Source organism: Halorubrum distributum JCM 13561, from assembly GCF_000337395.1.
Taxonomy (GTDB): Archaea; Halobacteriota; Halobacteria; order Halobacteriales; family Haloferacaceae; genus Halorubrum; species Halorubrum distributum.
In genome coordinates, this window is the sequence record NZ_AOJF01000027.1 from 19,860 (window position 1) to 43,300 (window position 23,441).

Sequence of the window (23,441 nt, forward strand, 5' to 3'; positions counted from 1 at the left end):
CCGCGCCGCGGGGTCAGACCAGCAGGAAGGCGAACAGCGCGACGCCGGCCGCGAGCGTCAACAGCAGCACGCTCCGACCGATGCCGGCGCGGATCTCCACGTCGACTCCGGCCCGCGAGAGCGCCTCCCGCGGGTGGCTCGCGGTCCGCATCGTCGCGCCCGCCAGCGCCATCGTCGCGCGGTCGACCGCGGCCCACAGCTCCGTGACGCCCCACACGGAACCCCGCCCCAGGTAGAACGCGGCCGGGAAGATGACGCGATCGACGTCCGGCATGCGGTGGGCGAGCCAGCCGAGCGGGCGCTTCAGCGCGAAGAAGCCGACGAACCCGGCGATCAGCAGCGCCGCGCTCTCGATCAGGTGGCTCTGACTGTACGGCTTGAAGTACACCTCGTCGCTGAGGATCAGGTCCGTGAACGGCATCAGCTCGATCAGCTGGGTGTAGAAGACGCCGAAGAAGACGCACGCGCCCGCGGCCAGCAGCATCCCGGCCGTCTGGAACGGCGTGGCGTCGTCCGGCGACAGCGTCGCCGAGCCGTGGAAGAACATGTAGTAGCCGAGCTTGATGAACGACATGAACGTCCCCACGCCGCCGAGGACGAGCAGCCACCAGAGCAGCCCGCTGTCCAGGAGCAGGATGTAGTTGTGGACCTCGTGGGCGGAGTCGAGCACCATCCCCTTCGAGATGAACCCGTTGAACCCCGGCACCGCCGTAATCGAGGCCGCGCCGACGAGGTAGACGAGGAAGGTGACGGGCATCACCTTCCAGAGGCCGCCCATATCCCTGATGTCCTCGACGCCGGTCCGGTACACCACGACGCCGACCGCCATGAACAGGAGGCTCTTGTAGAGGACGTTGTTGAACAGGTGCGCGAAGCCGCCGGTGACGGCGAACTCGCCGACCGCCGTGGCGAGCCCGAATCCGGCGAGCATGTAGCCGAGCTGGGCCTGGATGTGGTACGAGAGCAGCCGGCGCGGGTCGTACTGGAGCAGCGCGAAGAACGCGCCGTAGACGGCCATGAACCCGCCGAGGTACGCGAGCCACATGCCGCCCTCGGGGAACGCGCGGTACATCACGTACGCCGCGGTCTTCGTCGTGAACACCGAGAGGAACACCGACGCCGCGACGTGCGGGCGCGGGTAGGTGTCCGGCAGCCAGCTGTGTAGGAAGATGAACCCGCAGTTGATCCCGATGCCGATCGCCGCGAGCGCCGTCGCCGCCGGGTCGATTCCGGCCGTCTCCGAGAACAGGAACGTCCCGGCGTTGACGAAGTGGACGACGACGGCGGCGAGCAGGATGGTCCCGCCGGTGCCGTGGAAGAGCGCGTAGCGGTAGCCCGCCCGCACCGCCTCGCCGCCGTGCTGCCAGACCAGCAGCGTCGAGGTGACGGCCGTCAGCTCCCAGAAGAAGACCAGCGTGAGCCAGTCGCCGGCGTAGATCGTGCCGAAGGTCGTGGCGACGTACAGCAGCGCGAACGCCGTCACCCACGTCGGCGCCTCGCTGCCGTAGGCGTACAGCACCGCCGCGGTCGCGAGGAAGCCGACGACGACCCCCATCAGCAGGGAGAACTGGTCGACGTTGAAGAACACGACGTCGAAGCCGAGGAACGTCGTCGCGAGGTGCGCGCCCGTCCCGCCGTCGCCGAGCAGCACCGCCTGGACGAAGGTGAGCGCCGTCGCCAGCGCGGCCACCGCGTGGCCCGCCCGCCGCGGCAGCGCCAGCACCGCCAGCGCCGCGAACGCGAGCAGGACGTACGGCGGGACCGCCGTGAGGAGGCTCGTGGGCACCGTCACGGGCGCACCACCCCCTCGGGGAGCCGCGTGTCGACGATGAGCTCGATCAGCTCCAGGAAGCCCATCTCGTAGGGGATCACGCCGAGCAGCACCGCGAGCGTCATCGCGGCGAGGATCGGCCCGAGCGTGAACCAGGTCGACTCGCGCCCGCGGAGCGCGTCGAGCCCGGCGATGTGTTTCCAGCCGCCGGCCGGCGGCCCGCCGTGGTGACCGTCGTCGTGCGTGTCCGCGTCGTGGCCGCCGTGCGGGTCGTCGTCGTGGTCGCCGTGCGGATCGTCGGGGCCGCGGTCAGCTTCGACGGCATCCGCCGAGGCCGACTCCTCCGGGTCGGCGCGTCCGGGACCGAACGGCACGTCCGCGTCGGAGGGGCGCTCGTCGACCGCGTAATCGCCCGTGTCGACGCGCTCGGCCGGCTCCGAGAAGTCGCGCTCGCTCGCCGCGAAGTCCGGCCGGACGACGCCCTCCTCGTCGGTCGGCAGGTCGTCGAGGTCGGCGTCGGGGATGTCCGACTCGTCGACCCCGTCGGCGGCCTCGGACGAGGGGTCGTCTCCGTCGCCCGCGTCCGCGACGATGTCCTCCACGTCGTCAGCCGATCCCTCGTGGTCGTCGTCGTTTTGGTCAGCGTCCCCGTCACCTGCGCGGCCCCCGTCGGTCGCTGCCACGATCGAGCGCGACTCGCCGCCGAGCGGGAAGTCGACGAGCGGCTTCGCGTCGTGGGCGTCCTCCGCCTCGAAGAAGGCGGTGTAGATGACCGGCCAGAAGTAGGCGATGTTGAGCACGCCCGACAACAGCAGCGCGCCGACGAGGTAGTACGCGACCGGGGTGAAGTTCATCCCCATCCGCACCCCGCCGATCAGCATGTAGTACTTGCTGACGAAGCCGGCGAGGAGCGGGATCCCCGCCATCCCCAGCGAGGCTATCGTGAACGCCCCCATCGTCAGCGGCATCCGCTTGCCGATCCCCGCCATCTGGGAGATGTAGTCCGTGTGGGTCGACACGTGGATGTTGCCCGCACAGAAGAACAGGGTGAGCTTCATGAACGCGTGCGCCGGGATGTGGAGCAGCGCGCCCACGAGCCCGTACCAGCCGAACAGCCCGAGCCCGAGGATGATGTAGCTCAACTGGCTGATCGTCGAGTAGGCGAGCCGGCGCTTCAGGTGGTCCTTCCGCAGGGCGATGAGCGAGGCCGCGGTGAGCGTGATCGCCCCGATGGTCGAGAGGACGAGCCCCGCCGTGAAGCCGAACGGGAGCGAGAGATTGTAGACGAGTTCGGGGCCGAACACGTCGAGGACGACCCGCGAGACGCCGAACGCGCCGGACTTGACGACCGCGACCGCGTGGAGCAGTCCGGAGACCGGCGTCGGCGCCACCATCGCCTCGGGGAGCCACTGGTGGAGCGGCATGATCCCGGCCTTCACCCCGAACCCGATCGCGAGCAGGAAGAAGGCGAGCATCGCCAGCCCGGGGTCGGCGTTCGCGAGCGCCGCGATGCCGCCGGCGGTGAAGTCGACGGAGCCGGCGAGCAGGTAGACGAGCGCGGTGCCGGCGAGGACGAGCACGCCGCCGCCGAACATCGTGTACGCGAGGTACTTCCGGCCGGCCGAGCGCGCCTCCGCCGTCTCGTCGTGCGCGACGAGCGGGTACGTCGCGATCGACAGCAGCTCGTAGAAGACGAATATCGTCACGAGGTTGCCGGCGAACGCGATCCCCATCGTCGCCGCGAGCGACACCGCGAACGCCGCGAAGTACCGGGTCTGGTTCGGCTCGTCGAGCCCGCGCATGTAGCCGATGCTGTAGAAGGAGGTGATTATCCACAGCCCGCTCGCGAGGAACGCGAACAGCATGCCGAGCGCGTCCGCGCGGAGCGCGAACTCGATCGGCGCGCCGATCCCGGGGAGGAACGCGCCGGCCGACCACTCGAACACCGCGCCGTCGAGGACCGCCGGCAGCATCGACGCGACGATGCCGAACTTCGCGAGCGACGCGACGAGCGTCCACCCCTCGCGGACGTTCGGCGATCGGTACGACGCGACGATGAGGAACGCCGCGACGAACGAGACGAGGACCGCCAGCAGGGGTCGTGGGTCTGAGAGTACAGCGTCAGTCATGCGAAGGCCTCCGTGAGGAACGGGTCGAACCACTCCGCGAGCGCGAAGCCGCCGAAGCCGAGCGCGACGGTCGCAAGCACCGCCAGCCCGAGCGCGAGCAGCGGCGCCGTGGGCACTCGGTCGGGGACGAGCGACGACCGCGGGGCGCCCTCGACGGGCGCGGAAAGGCCGTCGGCGGTCTTCGCGGGGGACGCCTCGCCGCCGTCGGTCGCCGCGTGGTCATCTCCGCGCCCACCGTCGGTCGCCGCGTGGTCATCTCCGCGCCCACCGTCGGTCGCCGCCGCGTCGCCCGCGCCGTCACCGTCGTCACCGGTCCCGGGAACTTCGCCGTGGTCGCCCGGGAGCCCCGCCCCGGCGAAGTAGAACCGCTCTAGCAGGCGCGCGACGTACGACAGCGTGAACAGCGTGCTGACGAAGATCGCCGCCGCGACCGCGATCCCGACCGCACCCCCGCCCGCGAGGCCGGCGTCGACCGCGCCGACGCCGATGTACCACTTGCCGAGGAAGCCTATCGAGGGCGGGATCCCGACCAAGGCGAGCCCGAGGACCGCGACCCCGCCCGACGTGTACGGCGCCGCGCGCGCGGCGCTCGCGAGGCCCTCCATCTGCCGCGTCCCGTAGCCGAGCGCCAGCAGCCCGATCCCGAGGAACAGGCCGAACTTCATGATCCCGTGACCGATCAGGTGGACGATCCCGCCGAGCAGGGCCGTCTCGTTCGCGAGCGCGACCGCCGCGCCGATCATCCCGAACTGCGCGACCGAGGAGTACGCGAACATCCGCTTGAGGTTCGACTGCATCGCGGCGAGCGCGGAGCCCGCGACGATCGAGACGGTCGAGACGACGAGCAGCGCGGTCGCGATCCCCTCGTTGGCCGCGAGGAAGTCGACAGTGAACACGGTGTACGTCACGCGGATCAGCGCGTACGCGCTCGTCGTCGAGACGAGCGCCGCGACGATCGTCGTGACCGAGTCCGGCGCGCGCTGGTAGGCGTCCGGCTGCCAAGAGTGGACGGGGAAGATGGCAATCTTCAGCGCCAGCCCGGTCACGATGAACGCGTAGCTCGCGCGGACGAGCGGGTCGCCGTAGCCGGCCTGCGCGACGATCTGCGCCTGGACGTCGAGCATGTTCAGCGTCCCCGTCGCGAGGAAGACGTAGCCGACGCCGAGCAGGTACAGCGAGGCGCCGACGGTGCCGACGACGAGGTACTTCAGCGAGGCGTACGCGCTCGCGCCCGACCGGTCCGAGGCGATGAGCGCGTACGTCGTCAGCCCGGTTATCTCGAGGAACACGAACAGGTTGAACAGGTCCCCGGTGAGCGTCATCCCGACGAGCCCGCCGACCAGCAGGAGGTAGGCGCTGTAGAAGGGGTTCCCCCGCGGGCCGGCGACCCGCGCGAACGCGAGCGTCGCGACCGAGACCGCGGCGACGAGCAGCAGCACCGCCACCGACAGCCGGTCGGCGACGAGCTCGATCCCCACCGGCGGCAGGAAGCCGCCGAGCGCGTGGTCGAACGGGCCGTTGGCGACCACTTCCGCGGCGATCGCGGCCGCGATCCCGGCCACGGCCGTCGTCCCGACCGCGGCGATCGGCCAGCCGACACGGTCGTACCGGAGGCCGAGCGCCAGCGGCAGCGTCGCCGCCACGATGGGGACGACGACCGCGAGCGGCAGGAGGACGTCAGTCATCCGTCTCACCCCCTGCGCCGGGCGCGGCCGTCGCCCCGTCGGTCTCGGGCGCCGCGTCGGCGGCGGTCGCCCCGTCGGTGCCCGACGCCCCCGCCGACCGCCGCGACGGGATCGACCCCTCGTCGCGGAGCAGTTCGCGGAGCGTGTCGGTCCGAAGCGTGCCGTACTCGTCGTAGATCCGGATACACAGCGCGAGCGCGACCGCGGTGAGGCTCACGCCGACGACGATGGCGGTGAGCACGAGCACGTGCGGCAGGGGGCTGACGTAGAGCCCGCCCTCCGGACCGCCGGTCGGGACGATCGGAATCGATCCGCCCTCGACGTACGCCGAGGCGATGAACAGCAGGAATATGGCCGTCTGGAACAGGTTGAGACCGATGATCTTCTTCACGAGATTCTTGTTCGCGATCATCATGTAGAGGCCGATGCACAGCAGCAGCGCGAACGCGACGTACGCGTGTCTCGTCGCGAGGATCTCGACGGCGCCGGCGGCCGATGCGGGCACCGAGCCAGCGATTCCGGCGAGGTCAGCCGCGCCGGTGAGCGCGGACACTACCGCTCACCCCCGTCAGTCGCGGCCGGACCGGGCGTTCCCGGTTCGGTCGCCCCGTCGTCGGTCGACTCGTCGCCCTCCTCGGTGCCGGGACCTTCGCCGACCTCGTCGTCGAACGCGTCGGCGTCCGCGAACCCGCCCGCGTCGCTGAACCCCTTCGCGAGGACGAGGAACAGCCCGATGAGGACGCCGGCAACGATGGTGCCGATGCCGAGGATCTCGACGCCCTCCATCCCGTACTTGACGGGGTCGGGGATCGGGAGCAGCTCGTACTGGAGGAACGCGCCGCCGAGCGCGACCGGGACCAACCCGATGCCGGCGAACACGAGCGCGCCGCCGACCGCGAGCGCGACGACGACGGTGTTCGCGAGCCACTGCCGGGTCGCCTCGATCCCGAACGCGAACGCGATCATGAACACGACCGCGGCCACGATCGCACCGCCCTGGAACCCGCCGCCGGGCGAGCCGGCGCCGTGGAAGGTGACGAACAGCCCGTAGGTGAACGCGAACGGCGCGACGATCTTCACCGTCGGCATGATCACTTGGCTCTCCGTGTACGGGCTTCCCTGTCGGCGCTCCGAGTCGAGTCGGCCGTCGCTGCGCGGCGGCCGGTCGCGACCGAACCCGCCGCCGGACGCGAACTCGGAACCGGCGGTGTCGCCGGCTTCTCCTGCGTCGGTGTCGGCAGCGGCGCCCGTGTCGGAACCCGCGTCGGCGTCGCCGCCGGCGTCTGTGCCGCTCATGCGAACACCTCCCGGTGGAGGACGATGAGGGCGGCGATCCCCGCCGCGAACACGACGACCGCCTCGCCGAACGTGTCGAACCCGCGGAACGCCGCCAGCACCGCCATCACCGTGTTCTCGACGTGCGTCTCAGCGTACGTCTCCGCGATGTACCACTGGGTCACGTCCGGGTTCGACCAGATCGGCGCGTCCGCCGATCCCACCGCCGGAATGTCGCCCATCGTGAGCATCAGCCCGGCGAACAGCAGCCCGGCCGCGCCGGCCGCGGGCAGGTTCACCGACTCGAAGGCTGCCTCGTGGTCGAGGCGGGTCGTCTTCGCGAGCGTGAGCAGCAGCAGCACGGTCGTCACCCCGGCGGAGATGGCGGCCTCCGTCATCGCGACGTCCGGCGCGCGGTAGAACGTGTACAGCGCGGCCATCCCGAGGCTGTACGCGCCGAAGATGATCACCGCCGCGAGCACGTCGCGCGCCAACGCGGTGAACAGCGCGGTCAACACCACGAAGACGAACAGGCTCGCCTCGATGGCGGTGACCTGCGCGACCACCGGCGCGCCGAGAGGGGCGGCCGACGCGAGCGCCCCCGTCATCGGCGGTCGTCCCCCTCGATCCACGGCACGATTCCCTCCTCGAAGGCGGCCCGCGCGATGGCGTGGGCCGCGGTCGGGTTCGTCACGAAGATGAAGAACAGCAGGAGCACCGACTTGAAGCCGGCGCCCGCCAGCCCGACGGTGAGCGCGACGGCCGCGAGGCCGAACCCCGCGCCGAGCGTGTCGGCCTGCGACGCGGTGTGCGCCCGCGAGTAGACGTCCGGCAGCCGGAGGACGCCCACCATCGAGACGAACGAGAAGAACAGCCCGAGCAGCGTGAGCGCGACCACGAGCCACACGCGGGCCGTCTCCGTCATGGCGGCGGCGGTCACAGCACACCACCCCGCTCGACGGTGAACTTCGAGATGGCGATGGCCATCAGGAAGTTGAGCAGCGCGTACACCAGGGCGATGTCGAGGAACGTCGGCTCGCCGAGCGCCGCGCCGAGGATGGCGAGGATGACGACGGTGTTCGTCCCGAGGACGTTCACCGCCAGCACCCGGTCTTGCATCGTCGGCCCGACGACAGCGCGGTACAGCATGCCGACGGCGAGGACGGCGAAGCCGGCGGCCGCGACGAGCAGGAAGTCGCCGAGGGTGTAGCCGGCCGCGAGCGAGGCGTCCACGAGGCTCATCGGTCGGTCACCCCGTCGGCGTCGGTCGAGTCATCACTCGACTCGACCTCGACGCCCGCGCCGCCACTCGATTCGGACTCGACGCCCGATCCCGGATCGCCGCCGTCGGCGGCGGCGATTGGCAGCTCCTCGGTGGCGTCGGGGCCCTGGAGGATCGCGACGTCGTCGCGCTCGCGCGGGGACGGAAGCCGCGCGGCCCGGCGACCGTAGTAGACGAAGCGCGTCCACCGCTCGAGCGGGCCGTCGAACAGCCCCTCGCGGGCCCACGGGACGAGCGAGTGGACGTAGAGGTCGCTGTCGCGGGCGCGGACGGTGAGCGTCCCGGGCGTCAGCGTGATCGAGTTCGCGAGCGTCATCAGCGGGAGGCCGCTCCCCACGATCACCCGCATCCGGTTCAGCGTCGGCTCGATCGGGAGCCGCGGGTCGAGGATGACCCGGGCGACGACGAGGTTCGCCTTCACGATCTCGAACAGCAGCACGGGGACGTATATCAGCCCGCGGACGATCCGCATCGGGGTCCGCGGGAACGCCGGGTCGGAGTCGAGGCTCACCCGCGAGAGGGTGATCGAGACGACCGCGGCGGTCGCGACGCCCGTCACGGCGTCGAACCAGTATGTCGGGTCGCCCAACAGGAGGTAGAAGGCCAGCGAGAGCCCGAACAGCGCCACGAACCGACCGGTCGTGGCCTCGGTCCGGAAGCGCTCGCGGCGCGTCGGCCGGTCGACGGGCGCGGTCTCGACCGACAGCGGCGTGTTCGAGAGCGCGAACTCCAGCGGCTGAAGCAGCGTCGTGTTCCCCACCGGGGTGTACTCGGGGTCCAAGACGACGCGGTCGGCGTCGTTCGCCTCGGCGTACTCCGCGAGGACGCGGACGTAGTCGTCGGCGCCGAACAGGTACCCGTCGGCGCCGAGCACCGCCGTGACGACCTCGACGTCCGGGGCGCCGGGCGCCTCGGAGTCCTCCAGGTCGGCCCTCGCCCACGCCGCCGCGCGTTCGAGCACGCGCTCCGCGGCGGCGGCCCGCTCGTCGCTCTCCGGGTCCCCGTTCCGCCACGAGGCGATCTCGACGAGGTGGAGCGCCGACGCGCCCTCCGTGGCGGCGGCCTCCGCGATGTGCGCGATCGTCGAGCGCAGCGTGGAGCTCGGCTCGACCGGAACGATGACCGCGCCGGACGCCGGCGCCGACGCCGCGTCCGAATCCGAGGTCGCCTCGGGGTCGGCCGACGCCTCGGTGTCTGGGTCGTCGTCGCCGGGCGACGGGCCGGCGTCAGCCACCCACCACACCTCCCACGGAGCCGTGCGTGACCGTCTCGTTACACATGTGTTTCTCTACCCGTTTGGTCACCCTACCGCCTCAAAACAGTTTGTATCCGCGGAGACCCTGCCGGAGGCGGGCGATACCGTCCGCGCGGCTTCCGTCCCACGCGAGGCCGTCCAGCGCCGTCGGAACCGCGGCGCGAGCGTCCGGTCGGACCGCCGCTCACCCCGACGCGTCGAGCGTCGTCGCGAGCCGGTCGGCGATGCGGCCGGCGACCGCGTCCTTCGAGCCGGCGACCTCCTCGGGGTCGGTTCCGTCCTCGCCGACGAGCAGGACGCGCGTCTCGTCGCCGCCCATCACGCTCGCGTCGTTCGCGACGACGAACGCCAGCCCCACCCGGTCGCGGATGCGCTCCGCCTCCGCGACCATCGCCGCGTCGTCGCCCGACGTCTCGGCCTTGAACCCGACGATCGGGAGGTCCGGGTACGCCTCGCGCACCGAGTCGATGAGCTTCGGCGTCGGCTCCAGCTCGACCGACAGCGGCGACCCCGACCGTATCTTCTCGTCGACGGCGTCGGCGGTGAAGTCGGAGATGGCGGCCGCGGAGATCAGCGCGTCCGCGGTCGCCGCGGTCCGCCGACAGGCCGCCATCATCTCGTCGGCCGTCTCGACCGCGACCACGTCGGCGTAGGGGACCTCGGGGCCGTCCTGGACGAGCGTCACCCGCGCGCCCCGGGCGTAGCACGCCCGCGCGACCGCCCGGCCGGTCTTCCCCGACGCGCGGTTCGTCAGGATGCGGATCGGGTCGATCCGCTCCTTCGTCGCGCCCGCGGTGACGACGACGTGCGACCCGGAGAGGGACTGCGGCGTCGTCGCGCGGGCGACCTCAGTCACGATGTCGTCCTCGGCCGCGATCTTCGCCTTCCCCTCCTCGACTCGGGGATCGGCGAAGCGGACGCCCCACGACTCCAAGCGATCGAGCGCGTCGAGGACGCCCGGGTGGTCGTACATCGGCTCGTGCATCGCGGGCGCCATCACGACCGGCACGTCCGCGCCCAAGGCCGTCGTGGCGCAGGTCGTCACGGGCGTGTCGTCGACCGCCGACGCTATCTTTCCGGCGGTGTTCGCCGTCGCGGGCGCCAGCAGCAGTACGTCGGCCCACCCCTCCCGGCCGCAGAGCTCGACGTGCTCGACGCTCCCGGTGATCTCGGTGACGACGGGCTCGTCGGTCGCGAAGTCGACCGCCCACGGATGAATGATATTCGTCGCCGACGGGGACATGACGGCGCGGACGCTCGCGCCGTAGCGGCGCAGTTCGTGCGCGAGTTCGACGACCTTCACCGCCGCGATGCTCCCCGAGACGCCGAGCGCGACGTTGACCCCGTCCAGCATTACCGAGACCGTTCCGCCCCCGGCGGCTTATAAGATGCCGTTGCGGAACGGCGTCGAATGACCAACCCCGGCGCGATCTCCTGAAAACTGCTGATAAATGGTCGGCGGTGGCGCGTGCCGACGAGCGCCCGCAGGGCGCGAGTCGCACGCGCGAGGGACGCGGCGACCGGAGCGAAGCGGAGGGAGCCGCGAGGCTGGGGAGGCGTGAGGCGCGGTTGCTGTGCGGGGCGGGGCTCAAAGGGGCAGCCGGGAGGCGGGCGCAGGCGATGTAAGCACCGCAACGAGGGAGCGAACGCAGTGAGCGACCGAGTGAGGAGCGCAGCGAGCGTGCGTCCGCCTCCCGGCTGGGGCTTTGGAGGAGTCCGCCACTGATCCGCGGTTAGCCATTTATAAATGAGCGAGTGAGCCTTCGGGAACGATCGCCTCGTGAGTAGACCCGAATTACTCTACATCGGTGTTGTAATACCCGAACAGAAAAACGACAAACCCGAATATCAGCCAGAATAGCAGGCTCGGATTCAAGAAAACGTCCGGTGAAAATTCTTCAGAGGATATAATCGTATACCAAATGGGGACGCTAATGATCAGACCAAGACTTCCGAGAAGAATAATTCTGACGTGCCCGTTCATTGTGTCAAATTCAGTTTCCGACTGCCAGTAATCCGACCTCGGGATAAACGAGCGTATCTGCGAGCATCCTGTATTACGGGGAGTAACCGCCCGCTATTTAAACCCCGAACGTCGCGCGCAGCATGTCCCGCGTCCCCGGCCCGAGCCCGACGGCCAGCACGGTAATAAGCAGCAGCAGCGTGTAGCGCGGCGACTCCTCGAACATCTCGCCGTTGAACACCCAGACGACGAACGTCGCGGCCGCGAGCTTCACGAGGAGGAACGGCCACGCGTCGCCGGTGACGGCGAGGATCGAATCGGGGAGCAGCCGCCCGGTCCAGTCGACGATCAGCGCGTTGACGACGTGTTTCGGCACGAGGTTCGCGGTGCCGGTCAGCGCGGGCATCCAGTTGAGCCCGATCACGTTCGCGACGCCGTCGATCGCGTGCCCCCAGATGATCACGATCCCCGCCGCGCCGGTGCCCTGCCGGATCGTCGAGATCCGTCGGGTCGCGATCGCCCACGTGCCCGCGGTCGCAACCGTCGCGATGACGAGCGTCGGGACGAGCACCTGCGGGTAGAAGGTGACGTAGCCGGTCGTGGCCGCGAGATACGAGAGGTAGCCGACCGCGAGCGCGAGCCCCGCGGCGCCCGACGCGAACAGCGGGCGCGCGTAGTCTTCGACGACGCCGCGGCGTTCGAGCCCGTACGCCGCGAGGACGCACGCGAGCGTGAACAGGAACACCGTGAAGTAGATGAACGGGCTGATCAGCACCGCGCTCGCCGGGAACGGGATCAACGGTTCGACGCCGGCGTCGGTCGCGGCGACGCCCGCGTCCTCGACCGTCCGCATCGCCCCGCCGAACAGCATGAACGGGAACAGCGCGAAGAAGAAGCGGAGCTCCGTCGCGATGTCGAGCCGGCGGAGGAGGAAGACGACGCCGATCAGCATCGCCAGCAGGATCACCACGTAGCTCACCGTCGAGAAGGTGGTGTACCCCGGGGTCGCGACGACCTCGCCGGCGCTCCGCGCCGCCTGACACGCCGCGCTGCTGCCGAGCAGCTCCGTGGTGCCGCCCGCCTCGCGGACCGCGCACTGCGCGCCCTCGCCGTCCGCGACGACCGGCCCCCAGAAGTAGCGCCAGAGGAAGCGGTCGTAGACGACGCGCGGGAAGACGACCGATCCGATCGCCAGCAGCGCCGTGACGCCGCCGACGACCGCCGCCCACGCGCGCTCCGGCGACGGGTCGAACCCGTCGGCCACTCCTGTGCTCATGGTCACCGTTCGGGGAGGTCCCGAGTTGAGCGTTCCGGTCCCGTAGCGCTGGCGGCGGCGCGCCGTCCCCCGCTACAGCGGCGGCCCGGGCTGCTCGTAGTCGGTGCCCAGGATGACCATCGTCTGCGAGCGCGAGAACCCCTCGGTCTCCGCGATCCGCTCGAACATCAGCTCGCGGAGCCGGTCGGTGTCGGCCGCGACGACCCGGAGGATGACGTCCCACTCGCCGGTGGTGAGGTGGATCTCGCGGACGCCGTCGATGCCGCGGAGGCGTTCGAGCGCGTCCTCCTCGCGGCCCTGTTCGACGCGCAGGCCGACGAACGCGCCGACGCCGTACCCGACCGCCTTCGGGTCGATGTCGGCGTGGTACCCGCGGATGACGCCCGCCTCCTCGAGGCGGCTGACCCGGTCGTGGACGGTCGCGCTGGACATGTCGATCCGCCGCGCGACCTCCGAGAACGGGGTCCGCGCGTCCTCCTGGAGGATCCGCAGGATCGCCCGGTCCGTCTCGTCGAGTTCCATGGCGTCCGTTACGGGCGGCGTACGCTTTTGCCTTCCGGCGGGGGCGGCCGGCGAACTACTCCCCGTCCCCGTCCGCGAACGATCCCTCGCGGATCGCCGCCTCGGCCGCGTCGAGCGCCGCGTCGGCGTCGAACTCCTCGACGGTCCGCTCCAACTCGGCGGGCACCGCGTCCGCGAGGTCCTCCGCGTGCGCCGTCACGTTCGGCACCGCGCGCAGGAGGTTGTCGATGATCGGCACGTCCGCCGTTCGCGGCGAACGGCTTCCCGGGTTGAGGTCGATCACGATCTCGGTCTTCCCCATCGCGTCGAGCGCGGCGGCGCGGTCGCCGTCCTCCAGGGGCACCACGACGACGTCGGCCGCCTCGATCCCGTCGGCGTCGACGACGCCGCGCGCGTGGTCGAGGCCGGGGATCTCGCCGTCGCCGGCGAGCCCCTTCACCTCGTCGGCGCCGTGCTCGCGGAGGTGCTCGGCGATCCGTCGGACGCGCTCGTCCGTGTGGTTGAAGAGGTTCACCTCCAGGTCGGCGTCGACCGCCTCGGCGAGTTCGACCGTCTCCGCCGGCGCGAGCGCCGCGACGTTGCCGTTCACCGAGATCACGGGGTGGTCCGCGAGGAGGAGCGTCGCGGCCGCGGCGCGCGCGGCGTCGTCGGCGCTCGGGAGCGTGCGCTCGCCGAGGAGGTAATCGAACGCCTCGCCGCGTCCCTGCGCGATCAGCCCCTGCTTCGAGGTGATCCCCTTCTCGACGCCCGCCTCGATCCGGTGGCGCGTCACGAGCGACGCGTAGCGCGGGTGGTCCTCGGGGACCTCCGTCTCAGTCATACCCGTGCGAGGCGGCGCCCCGATTAAAATGGACCGTTCGTGGTCGGTGCGTGCGGTTCAGACGCAGACGCGCACAACTGTTAACACGGGTCACATCGTAGCTCCACGCGGGATGGACCGCACTGGCAAGTACACGGTCGTCGACGCGTGCAACGACCACGGGGCGATCACGCTCCGCGAATACCCGCGAAACGGGACGCTGTACGTCGTCGAGTACGACGACCCCGACGTGGAGGCCGAGCTGTCGTCGCTCGACACCGGCTCGGTCGTCGAGCTCGACCTCCGGCGGGCGGGCCGCCGGGGCAACGCGTGGTGCGCGGAGTCCGCGCGACCGGTCGAGACGGTCTGAGATCCCGTCGAAACGGCGTACGTCCCGTCGAGGCAGCGTACCGTCCCGTCGAACCGCGCCGCCGGTCCGCCCGTTCCCCTTTTTTGTCCGGTCAGGCGACGCCGATCCGCTCGCGGTACGCGCCGTGTTCCGCCTCGAACACCTCCATGATCTCGCCCATCGTCGCGTACGCCTTCACGGCCGTGACGATGGCGGGCATGACGTTCTCGCCGGCCTCGACGGCGTCGCGGAGGTCGCCGAGGGCGGCGTCGACCGCGTCGTCGTCGCGGTCGGCCTTCACCGACTCCAGCCGGTCGAGCTGTCGCTCGCGGGTGGTCTCGTCGACCTTCAGCAGGTCCGGCCGGGTGTCCTCGTCGATCTCGTAGGCGTTGACGCCGACGACCGTCTCCTCGCCCTCGTCGACGCGCTCCTGGTACTCGTACGCCGACTCCTGGATCTCGCGGTGGAAGTACCCCTGCTCGATGCCGCGGAGGACGCCGTCGCGCACGGATCCGTCGCCCATCTCCCTGATCTCCTCGATGTACGCCATCGCGTCCGCCTCCGTCTCGTCGGTAAGGCTCTCGACCGCGAAGGAGCCGCCGAGCGGGTCGACGATGTCGGCCGCGCCCGACTCCTCGGCGATGATCTGCTGGGTCCGGAGCGCGACGCGCACCGCCTGCTCGGAGGGGAGCGCGAGCGCCTCGTCGAAGGAGTTGGTGTGGAGGCTCTGGGTCCCGCCCAGCACGCCCGCCAGCGCCTGGATCGTGACGCGCGCGACGTTGTTCAGCGGCTGCTGGGCCGTCAGCGACTGCCCCGCCGTCTGGGTGTGGAACTTCAGCCGCTTCGACGCCTCGGCCTCGGCGTCGTACCACTCGTCCATGACGTTCGCGTAGATCCGGCGGGCGGCGCGGAACTTCGCCACCTCCTCGAACAGCGAGTTGTGGGAGTTGAAGAAAAAGGAGAGCTGGGGGGCGAACTCGTCGACGTCGAGCCCGCGGTCGAGGCAGGCCTCGACGTAAGCGAACCCGTCGGCGAGGGTGAACGCGAGCTCCTGGACCGCCGTCGACCCCGCCTCGCGGATGTGGTAGCCCGACACCGAGATGGGCTTGAACTTGGGTGTCTCCGCCACCGCGAACTCGATCGTGTCCGTCACCAAGTCGAGGGAGGGCTCCGGCGGGACCACCCACTCCTTCTGCGCGATGAACTCCTTGAGCATGTCGTTTTGCAGGGTCCCGCGCAGCTCCTCGCGGTCGATTCCGCGCTGGTCCGCGAGCGCGACGTACATCGCGTAGATCACCGGCGCGCTCGGGTTGATCGTGAAGGAGGTCGACACCTCCGCGAGGTCGATGCCGTCGAACAGCACCTCCATGTCGCGCAGGGTGTCGACCGCGACGCCCTCCTTGCCCACCTCGCCGAGCGACATCTTGTCGTCGGAGTCGATCCCCATCAGCGAGGGCATGTCGAACGCCGTCGAGAGCCCGGTCTGCCCCTCGTCAATGAGATAGCGGAACCGCTCGTTGGTCTCCTCCGCGGTGCCGAACCCGGCGAACTGGCGCATCGTCCACGTGCGACCGCGGTACATCGTCGGGTAGACGCCGCGGGTGTACGGTTCCTCGCCCGGGTATCCAAGGTCCTCGTCGTAGTCGAGGTCGGCCACGTCCTCGGGGGTGTAGATCCGGTCGACCTCGCGGTTGGAGACCGTCGCGAACCGCTCCTTCCGCTCGCCGTGCCGGTCGAGAGTCGGGTCGAGCGTCTCCGCCTCCCACGACGCCTTCGCCTCGCGGATCTCGGAGAGCTCCTCGTCGTCGTACATACCCCCGAGTACCCGCCGGTCGCGTATAAATATTCATTATACATTAATAGGAGCGGTCGGCCCGAAACGACGCTCGCCGACGAACCCCGCGTGCGGCCGCCTCAGCGCCCGCCGAACAGCCGCTCACGGAGCGACCGGTCGGACGGGCGCTCCGCGAGCAACACCGGCGTATCGAGGCGCTCGATCGCCGCGGACGCGAGCGATCCGCGGACGACCCGCGAGAGGAGGCCGCGCTCCGTGGCGCCGACGACCACGAGGTCGTACCCCGCGCCGACCCGTTCGATCGCCGCCCCGACGTCGCCCGCCTCGACCCGCAGGTCGACGTCCCCGAGTCCGTGGCCGTCGGCCCAGCCCGCGAGGAACTCGCGGCCCGACGCCGCCTCGCCCTCGTCGACGACGTGGAGCAGCGACACCTCCGCGCCGCTGACGTCTCGGAGCGCCAGCGCGACCTCGGCGGAGAGGTCCGAAGAGGGGCCGCCGGCGGTCGGTACGAGGACCTCCCCGGCGTCGAGTCGCTGCCCGTCCAAGACGAGGAAGTCACAGGGGAGGTCGCGGGCGAGCTCGTCCAGGGACCCCTCGGCGCGCCCGCCGGCGAACCGCGCCCCGCCGTAGCCCATCACGACGGCGTCCGCGTCGTTCGTCCGCGCGGCGTCGAACACCTCCTCGATCCCGCGGTGCGAGAGGACCGTCTTCGTCTCGACCGGCGCGTCGAACGCCGCGGCGTCGTCGACGGCCGCGGCGAGCAGATCCGCGGAGGACCGGTCGAGCCGCTCCCGGTTCGCGGCGGCCTTCTCCAGCGACGTCTGGTCGGGGACGGTGACGACGTGGACGGCGAGCAGGCGGCCGTTCCGGTGCTCCGCGAGCGCGCCGGCGAGCGCGACGAGCGCGCCCTCCGTCCGCGGGTTCGAGAGCGCGACCATGACCGTCGGGCCGTCGTCGCTCGGCGTCATCGGTCGGGCCCCTCTCAGCGCTCTGACCGCCCGAGAGCGCGCGGGCGACGACGACTCATTCGTCCGCCTCGGCGCGGGGGAGCGCGACCACCGGGACCGGCGCGTCGGTCACGAGCTCGGTCGACAGGTCGCCCGAGAGGAGCTGGACGAGCCGGTTCCCGCCGCGCGGCCGGTAGGCGATCGCGCTCGCGTCCGTCTCGACGGCGGCGTCGAAGATCGCTTCGGCCACGTCCCGAGCGTACGCGGTGTGTTCGTCCGCGTCGGGGAACACCGTCCGGACCGCGGCGTACGACTCGGCCGCGAGCTCCTCCGACTGCTCGACGGGCGTCTTGTCCGGGACGCCCTCGCCTTTCTCGACGACGTGGAGCGCGGTCACGCGCCCGGTCTCGTACGGTTCGAGCGCCCGCGCCGTCGCCAGCGCGTCGTCCTCGTTCGCGACGGGGAGGAGCACGTGAGCGAGCAGGTCTTGGCCGCCGGCGTCGTCGGGACTCGTCATACGAACACCACTCTCCTCGTCGGTTATGAAGATACGCTCTCGCCACCGGGTCGAGAGGGCGCCCTACCGTCCGTCGACCCCGGAGATGAACACCGCGAGCACCGGGACGATCTCCAGCCGGCCGATCCACATCAGGAACACCATCAGCAGCTTCGACGTGTCCGGGAAAAAGAGGTAGCTCCCGAACGGCCCGAGCCGGCCGAACCCCGGGCCGATGTTCCCGATCGTGGCGAGCGAGGCGCTGAACGACTCCAGCGCGGTGAGCTGCGTGCCGACTCGCGCGGCGTCCAGCGCGATAAACACCGCCGAGACGGAGAGCAACACCAGATAAAGGAGCGTGAACGCCATGATGCCGCGGATCGCGTCCTCGTCGACGATGCTCCCGCTGAGCCGGACGGGCTGGACGACGTCTGGGTGTGCCGACGTGAACAGCTCGCGCCGGATCGCCTTCGCGACGATCAGCCACCGGACGATCTTGATCCCGCCGCCCGTCGAGCCGGCAGAGCCGCCGATGAACATCGTGAACAGTAGCAGCACCTGCGCGTGCGTGTCCCACTGCGCGAAGTCCGAGGTGGCGAACCCGGTGGAGTTCAGCAGCGAGCCGATCTGGAACGCCGCCTGCCGGAGCGCGTTCTCCGTGACGCTCTCCGTGGCGCCCCCGATCTCCAAGACCGGCGCGGCGCCGCGGAACAGGAGGACGGCGAGCAGGGCGGTGACAACGGCGAGCGCACCGGCGTACGTCCGGAACTCCGCGTTCTCCAGCAGCGTGTCGACCTCGCCGCGAAGCGCGTGCCAGAACAGCGCGAAGTTGACCCCGGCGACGACCATGAACGGGATCACGACCCACTGGACCGCCGCCGAGAAGTAGCCGATGCTCTCGGCCTGCGGCGAGAACCCCCCGGTCGGGAGGGTGGAGAACCCGTGCGCGACGGCGTTGTAGAGGTTCATGTTCGGCGCCATCCCGACGAGGTGGAGCGCGTACAGGAGGGCCGCGAGCAACACCGTGAAGCCGAAGTAGATCAGCCAGAGCGCGCGCGCCGTCTCCGCGATCTTCGGGGTGAGCTTCTGGAGTTCAGGGCCGGGCGCCTCCGAGTCCATCAGCTGTGCGCCGTTGACCGCGACCTCCGGGAGGATGGCGATCATCAGGACGATGATCCCCATCCCGCCGAGCCACTGCGTGAGCTGCCGCCACATGAGGAGCGCGTGGGAGTGCTGGTCGGTGCTGATCTCCCCGAGGACAGTCGCGCCCGTGGTGGTGAACCCGCTCATCGATTCGAACAGGGCGTTGACGACCGACCCCGTTAGCGCGCCGACCGAGCCGGTCTGGAGCCCGACGGTCGACGCGGTGCCGTAGCCGGCGAGGAGGTACGGAACCGTACCGATGACCGCCGCCGCGAGCCACGCGAGCGAGACGAAAAGCAGCGCCTCGCGGGGGCCCAGATCCGGGTCGGGGTCGACCCGCTCGACCGCGAACCCGACGCCCGCGACGAGCGCCATCGAGACGAGAAAGACCCAGATGTCCTCGCCGTACGCGACGGCGACAAGCAGCGGAACCAACAGCGTGGCGGCGAGGTACTTGATCCCGACGCCGAGCAGCCCCACGCTCGCCTTCCAGTTGACGCCCCACGACATAGTTATTCGATCGATATGGGAGTCGCCCGTTCGCTGTATTAAACTGTCGAAGGGGTGACGGCGGGAGACTAACGTGGAGTTAGGAGGTCCAGAACGCCTTCGTGAACAGCACGAGGACGGGGATGATCTCGATCCGGCCGATCCACATCAGCACGACCATCACGGCCCGCGTGCTCAGCGGGAACGTCGCGAACGTCCCGTACGGGCCCGCCTCGCCGAACGCCGGTCCGATGTTGAGGAACGTGGTCGCCGCGGCCCCGAGCGCCTCGAACTCGGTCACGCGCAGGTTCGCCCGCTCGGCGTCGACGACGATGACCACGGCGAGCAGGAAGAATATCACGATGCTGAGGAGGAGGTACGCGTAGATGTCCCGGATCGCGCCCTCGTCGATCGACTTGCCCGTAATCCGTACCGGCCGAACGGATTCGGGATGGATCGCGGTGTAGAGGTTCCGCTTGAACGACTTCAGCGCCACCAGCCACCGCAGCGACTTGATCGAGCAGGTTGTCGATCCGACCATCCCGCCGATGAACATCCCCATGAACAGCATGTGCTTGGCAGCGGGCGCCCACCGCACGTAGTCGGTGCTGGCGTACCCAGTCGTCGTCACGATGGAGGCGACGTTGAAGACGGCGTGCCGGAGGGTCGCCTCGGGACCGTAGGCGATGCTCGGGTCGAGAAACAGGCCGACGGCGACGATCGACGCGAGCGTCCCCATCGCGCCGAGATAGAAGTGGAACTCCTCGTTTTTCAGCAGGCGCATCGGCTCGCCGTTGATGGCGAAGTAGATGAGGACGAAGCTGGTCGAGCCGATCACCATGAACGGGACGACCGCCCACTGGATCAGCGGGTGGAACGCGCCGACCGAGAGCGGCTCCGGCGAGAACCCGGCGGTCGCGACCGACGTGAACGCGTGGGCGATCGCGTTGTACAGGTCCATCTGCGGGTCGACGGCGAGGCCGAGCAGGAAGTAGACCGCGATCGCCAGCCCCGTGAGCCCGAAGTAGATCCCCCAGATGAGCTGCGCGGTTCGAGAGATCTTCGGCGTGAGCTTGTTGACGTCCTGCGTCTGCGACTCCGACTCCATCAGCTGGGCCCCGCCGACGCCGATCTCGGAGAGCACCGCGGTCGCGAGGATTAAGATTCCGAGCCCGCCGAGCCACTGGATCACCTGCCGCCACATCAAGATTGCCTGCGAGTGGAGCGAGAAGTCGCGCAAGACCGTCGCGCCCGTCGTCGTCAGCCCGCTCATCGACTCGAACATGGCGTTTACCGGGTGCGCGACCGTGCCGACGCCGGCGACGACGAACGGGATCGCGCCGACCGCGGCGACGAGGAACCAGATCATCGCGACCGCGAGGAACGCCTCGCGGGGCCCGAGGTCTTCCGCCGGGTCCCGGGTCCACCGGAACGCCGCGCCGAGCGCGAGCGAGACGGCGATCGCCGCGGCGAAGGGCAGCGGCGACTCGCCGTAGTAGAGCGCGATGAGGAGCGGGAACGCCAGCGGGACCGGGAGGGCGGCGAGGACGTCGCCGGTGAGCCCCACGCTCGCCCGCCAGCCGACCCGGATCCTGCTGGTCACGGCGGCATCACGCCATGGAGGTGATCTCGCCCACGGAGTCGGACTCCACGAACAGGACGACGTGGTCGCCGGCCTGAAGCACGGTGTCCCCGCGGGGAGTGACCAGCTGGTGGTCTCTGGTGATCGCGCCGATGACGAACCGCACGTCGCTTTCCGCGACGATCTCCGAGATCGGTCGCCCGACGAGCCCGCACCCCTCGGTGAGCTCGAGCTCGAGGACCTCCGCCTGGTCGTTCTCCAGCACCGCGATGTTCTCCGCGACGCTCTCGTAGGTGAACCGCGTGATCTCCTCGGCGGTCACCGTACGGGGGTTGACGGCGATGTCGATGCCGATCTCCTCGAAGACGGTGACGTAGTCCGGGCTGTCGACGACGGCGATCACGCGGTCGACGCCGAGCCGCTTGGCGAGCACGGAGATGAGCAGGTTCTTCTCGTCGGAGCCGAGCGCCGTGACGACGATATCGGACTCGTCGACGTGTTCGCGGGAGAGGAACTCGGTGTCGGTGGGGTCGTGTTCCATCACGACGGTGTCCGGGAGGTTCTCGGCGAGCCACCGCGCGCGGCCGGAGTCCTGCTCGATCAGCCGCGGCTTGAACTCGCGCTCCTCCAGCAGGCGGGCGGTCTGGTAGCCGATCTCGGTGCCGCCGACGACGACGATCTCGTCGGCGCGGTCGGGGGTGGTGTCCGGCGCTACGTCGGTCGCGAACGACTGGACGCTCTCGGGACTCCCGATCACCACCGCGCGGTCGCCGACGGCGATGTCGGTGTCCCCGCGCGGGATCGTCATCTCGCCGTCGCGGAACAGGCCGACGAACGTGAGCGACTCGAACCGGTCCGCCTCCGAGACGGTCTGTCCGGCGACGGGGCTCCCCTCCGCGATCTCGAACTCCGCCATCTGAACGAGGCCGCCGGCGAACGGGTCGACGTCGATCGCGGCCGGAAGCCCGATGACGCGGACGATGTTCTCCGCGGTCAGGAGGTCGGTACACACCATGAAGTCGACGCCGAACGCCCCCTCGCTGCCCTGCCACGTGCGGAGGAAGTCCGTGCTCTTCACGCGGGCGATGGTGAACCCGCCGCCGAGCGTCTTCGCGGTGCCGCAGGCGACGAGGTTCGTCTGGTCGTCGTCGGTACAGGCGATGACCATGTCCGCGCGGTCGACTTCGGCGGCCGACTGGATCTCCGAGGACGTGCCGTCGCCGGCGATGGTGAGCACGTCGAGTTCGTACTTGAGCTGTTCCGCCCGGTCCGGGTCGACGTCGACGACGACGACCTCGTGGTCCGACGCGAGACTCGCGGCGATGCTCGTCCCGACCTCGCCGGCCCCGATGACGACCACGTGCATGGGCACACCCAGTTACCGGACCCTCAAGTTCGTTACTATCGCTCCCCTCGACGGCTCCGGCGCGTCGACGCGGGGAAGAAGGGGTTCAGCGTCGCACGCGCGGCGGATCCGCGGACGCTTAGGCTTGCGACCCGCCGTCGACGCCGCCGTCCGAAGCGCCGCCGAACGACGAGGGGTCCGTCCACTCGTTCCGCCCCGAGACGGTCCGCTGCGGGAAGGGGATCGAGATGCCCTCCTCGTCGAACCGCTGTTTGACGGCCTTCACGTAGTCGGCGCGGGCCTTCACGTAGTCGGCCCGCGAGGGGTCGTCGATCCAGATCCGCGACTGGAGGCCGACGTAGGAGTCGGCGAGCTCGGTCAGCCGGACCGACGGCGCGGGGTCTTCGAGGATGGCGTCGCTCTTCTCGGCCTCCTCGACGATGATGTCCGTCGCCGTCTCGACGTCGTCCTCGTAGTCGATCCCGAAGACGAACTTCAGGCGGAGCGTCTTCTTCGCGACCGGGTTCTTCACCACGTCGCTCGTCAGGGTGTGGTTCGGCACCGTGAGCAGTTCGTTGTCGAACGTGCGGACCCGGGTGACCCGGAAGGAGATGTCCTCGACGACCCCCGAGTTCCCGTTCCACTCGATCCAGTCGCCGATGCGGAACGGCTTGTCGGTATAAATGAAGACGCCCGCGACGAAGTTCTTGATCACGTCCTGTAAGGCGAAGCCGATCGCGAGCGTCGCCGCGGCCGCGATCGTCGCCAGCGAGCGCAGGAACCCCTGGTAGCCCGCCGCGCCGAACGCCACCGTGACACCGGCGAACAGCACGAGGAACGCCACGATCTTCTGGAGCGGACGCCGCGCGTGCTCGTCGAGCCCCTGCCTGTCGAACACCCGTCGGAGGATCGACGTGACGACCGATTTATAAATGACGTACGTCGCGGCGACGACGACGAGGAAGATGGCGGCGTCGACGACGATTCCGGTCACCGGGCCGAGGTACGGCTCCAGCGTCCCCGCGACGGCGACGGCCCCGACCGCCCCGTCCGCGGCGCCCATCAGTGCAGCACCGCCGTGTTCCCGCGGGTCTCTATCAGGTCGGCGCCGACCGCCTCGGCGAGTTCCTCCGCGAGCTCGTCGGTCGAGGTCCCGCCGCGGGCCGCCCGGAGGAACTTCACCTTCACCAGCTTCCGGTCGTCGAGCTGGTCGGCCAGCTCGTCGACGACCGAGTCGATGCCGTGCTTCCCGACCCAGACGGTGACGTCGAGGTCGTGCGCCTCCTTCCGCAGTTCCTGGTCGCTCATACCCTGTCGAGTCGACCGCGCGCATTGAAG

At 70.0% G+C, this 23,441-nt stretch carries 22 protein-coding genes; 1 reads left to right on the plus strand and 21 read right to left on the minus strand.

Going from position 1 to position 23,441, the window contains the following annotated elements; genetic code table 11:
- Window positions 1–13 precede the first annotated feature (13 nt).
- The 13 genes from C470_RS04045 to C470_RS04110 all read right to left on the minus strand — a co-directional run bounded on the left by C470_RS04045 (window position 14) and on the right by C470_RS04110 (window position 13,978).
- A complete protein-coding gene (locus tag C470_RS04045; protein WP_008365471.1) occupies window positions 14–1,792 on the minus strand; it encodes a Na(+)/H(+) antiporter subunit D in 1,779 nt (592 codons plus the stop codon).
- Window positions 1,789–3,900, minus strand: a complete 2,112-nt coding sequence (locus tag C470_RS04050) for a cation:proton antiporter (protein WP_004598216.1) — start codon at window positions 3,898–3,900, stop codon at window positions 1,789–1,791. Before C470_RS04050 ends, C470_RS04045 begins: the two co-directional genes overlap by 4 nt.
- A complete protein-coding gene (locus tag C470_RS04055) occupies window positions 3,897–5,585 on the minus strand; it encodes a proton-conducting transporter transmembrane domain-containing protein (protein WP_008365473.1) in 1,689 nt (562 codons plus the stop codon). Before C470_RS04055 ends, C470_RS04050 begins: the two co-directional genes overlap by 4 nt.
- Window positions 5,578–6,138 carry a cation:proton antiporter subunit C gene (locus tag C470_RS04060; protein ID WP_007346260.1) on the minus strand — a complete coding sequence of 187 codons (561 nt, stop codon included), beginning with the start codon at window positions 6,136–6,138 and terminating at the stop codon, window positions 5,578–5,580. Before C470_RS04060 ends, C470_RS04055 begins: the two co-directional genes overlap by 8 nt.
- Window positions 6,138–6,881 carry an MnhB domain-containing protein gene (locus tag C470_RS04065; protein ID WP_008365475.1) on the minus strand — a complete coding sequence of 248 codons (744 nt, stop codon included), beginning with the start codon at window positions 6,879–6,881 and terminating at the stop codon, window positions 6,138–6,140. Before C470_RS04065 ends, C470_RS04060 begins: the two co-directional genes overlap by 1 nt.
- A complete protein-coding gene (locus tag C470_RS04070; RefSeq protein ID WP_004598220.1) occupies window positions 6,878–7,468 on the minus strand; it encodes a DUF4040 domain-containing protein in 591 nt (196 codons plus the stop codon). Before C470_RS04070 ends, C470_RS04065 begins: the two co-directional genes overlap by 4 nt.
- Window positions 7,465–7,800: a monovalent cation/H(+) antiporter subunit G gene (gene mnhG, locus C470_RS04075; RefSeq protein WP_007346258.1), complete on the minus strand. Its 336-nt coding sequence runs from the start codon at window positions 7,798–7,800 to the stop codon at window positions 7,465–7,467. The genes C470_RS04070 and mnhG overlap by 4 nt, the downstream gene beginning before the upstream one ends.
- Window positions 7,797–8,102, minus strand: coding sequence for a cation:proton antiporter (locus C470_RS04080; RefSeq protein ID WP_004598222.1), 306 nt, complete (start codon window positions 8,100–8,102; stop codon window positions 7,797–7,799). Before C470_RS04080 ends, mnhG begins: the two co-directional genes overlap by 4 nt.
- Window positions 8,099–9,376 (minus strand): monovalent cation/H+ antiporter subunit E, encoded by a 1,278-nt coding sequence (locus tag C470_RS04085; protein ID WP_008365477.1) that lies wholly within the window; start codon window positions 9,374–9,376, stop codon window positions 8,099–8,101. Before C470_RS04085 ends, C470_RS04080 begins: the two co-directional genes overlap by 4 nt.
- A gap of 205 nt (window positions 9,377–9,581) precedes the next feature.
- Window positions 9,582–10,751: a bifunctional phosphopantothenoylcysteine decarboxylase/phosphopantothenate--cysteine ligase CoaBC gene (gene coaBC / locus C470_RS04090; protein WP_007994038.1), complete on the minus strand. Its 1,170-nt coding sequence runs from the start codon at window positions 10,749–10,751 to the stop codon at window positions 9,582–9,584.
- Window positions 10,752–11,478: 727 nt separating this feature from the next.
- Complete coding sequence (locus C470_RS04100; RefSeq protein ID WP_049908585.1) at window positions 11,479–12,636, minus strand: DUF63 family protein; 1,158 nt, start codon at window positions 12,634–12,636, stop codon at window positions 11,479–11,481.
- A gap of 72 nt (window positions 12,637–12,708) precedes the next feature.
- Window positions 12,709–13,158, minus strand: a complete 450-nt coding sequence (locus C470_RS04105; protein ID WP_004598227.1) for an Lrp/AsnC family transcriptional regulator — start codon at window positions 13,156–13,158, stop codon at window positions 12,709–12,711.
- Window positions 13,159–13,213: 55 nt separating this feature from the next.
- The gene (locus C470_RS04110) at window positions 13,214–13,978 is read right to left on the minus strand and encodes a 4-phosphopantoate--beta-alanine ligase (protein ID WP_008365482.1); all 765 of its coding nucleotides are present in this window, start codon (window positions 13,976–13,978) and stop codon (window positions 13,214–13,216) included.
- A gap of 112 nt (window positions 13,979–14,090) precedes the next feature.
- Between C470_RS04110 and C470_RS04115 the strand changes: the two genes are divergently transcribed.
- The gene (locus C470_RS04115; RefSeq protein ID WP_004598229.1) at window positions 14,091–14,327 is read left to right on the plus strand and encodes a hypothetical protein; all 237 of its coding nucleotides are present in this window, start codon (window positions 14,091–14,093) and stop codon (window positions 14,325–14,327) included.
- Window positions 14,328–14,418: 91 nt separating this feature from the next.
- Here C470_RS04115 and C470_RS04120 read toward each other — a convergent pair whose 3' ends face one another.
- From C470_RS04120 to C470_RS04155, 8 genes are all read right to left on the minus strand, one after another.
- Complete coding sequence (locus C470_RS04120) at window positions 14,419–16,119, minus strand: acyl-CoA mutase large subunit family protein (protein WP_004598230.1); 1,701 nt, start codon at window positions 16,117–16,119, stop codon at window positions 14,419–14,421.
- 101 nt (window positions 16,120–16,220) lie between these two features.
- Window positions 16,221–17,069, minus strand: coding sequence for a universal stress protein (locus C470_RS04125; protein ID WP_008365484.1), 849 nt, complete (start codon window positions 17,067–17,069; stop codon window positions 16,221–16,223).
- A 55-nt stretch (window positions 17,070–17,124) separates the two neighbouring features.
- Complete coding sequence (locus C470_RS04130) at window positions 17,125–17,565, minus strand: universal stress protein (RefSeq protein WP_007346250.1); 441 nt, start codon at window positions 17,563–17,565, stop codon at window positions 17,125–17,127.
- A 63-nt stretch (window positions 17,566–17,628) separates the two neighbouring features.
- Window positions 17,629–19,197: a TrkH family potassium uptake protein gene (locus C470_RS04135; RefSeq protein WP_007346249.1), complete on the minus strand. Its 1,569-nt coding sequence runs from the start codon at window positions 19,195–19,197 to the stop codon at window positions 17,629–17,631.
- Window positions 19,198–19,276: 79 nt separating this feature from the next.
- On the minus strand, window positions 19,277–20,779 hold the full coding sequence (locus tag C470_RS04140) for a TrkH family potassium uptake protein (RefSeq protein WP_049908587.1): 1,503 nt from the start codon (window positions 20,777–20,779) through the stop codon (window positions 19,277–19,279).
- Window positions 20,780–20,786: 7 nt separating this feature from the next.
- Window positions 20,787–22,124, minus strand: a complete 1,338-nt coding sequence (trkA, locus tag C470_RS04145) for a Trk system potassium transporter TrkA (protein WP_008365489.1) — start codon at window positions 22,122–22,124, stop codon at window positions 20,787–20,789.
- A gap of 118 nt (window positions 22,125–22,242) precedes the next feature.
- Entirely contained in the window at window positions 22,243–23,166 is a 924-nt protein-coding gene (locus tag C470_RS04150; RefSeq protein WP_008365491.1) for a mechanosensitive ion channel family protein, read from the minus strand.
- Complete coding sequence (locus C470_RS04155; RefSeq protein WP_004598237.1) at window positions 23,166–23,411, minus strand: YhbY family RNA-binding protein; 246 nt, start codon at window positions 23,409–23,411, stop codon at window positions 23,166–23,168. The genes C470_RS04150 and C470_RS04155 overlap by 1 nt, the downstream gene beginning before the upstream one ends.
- Window positions 23,412–23,441 lie beyond the last annotated feature (30 nt).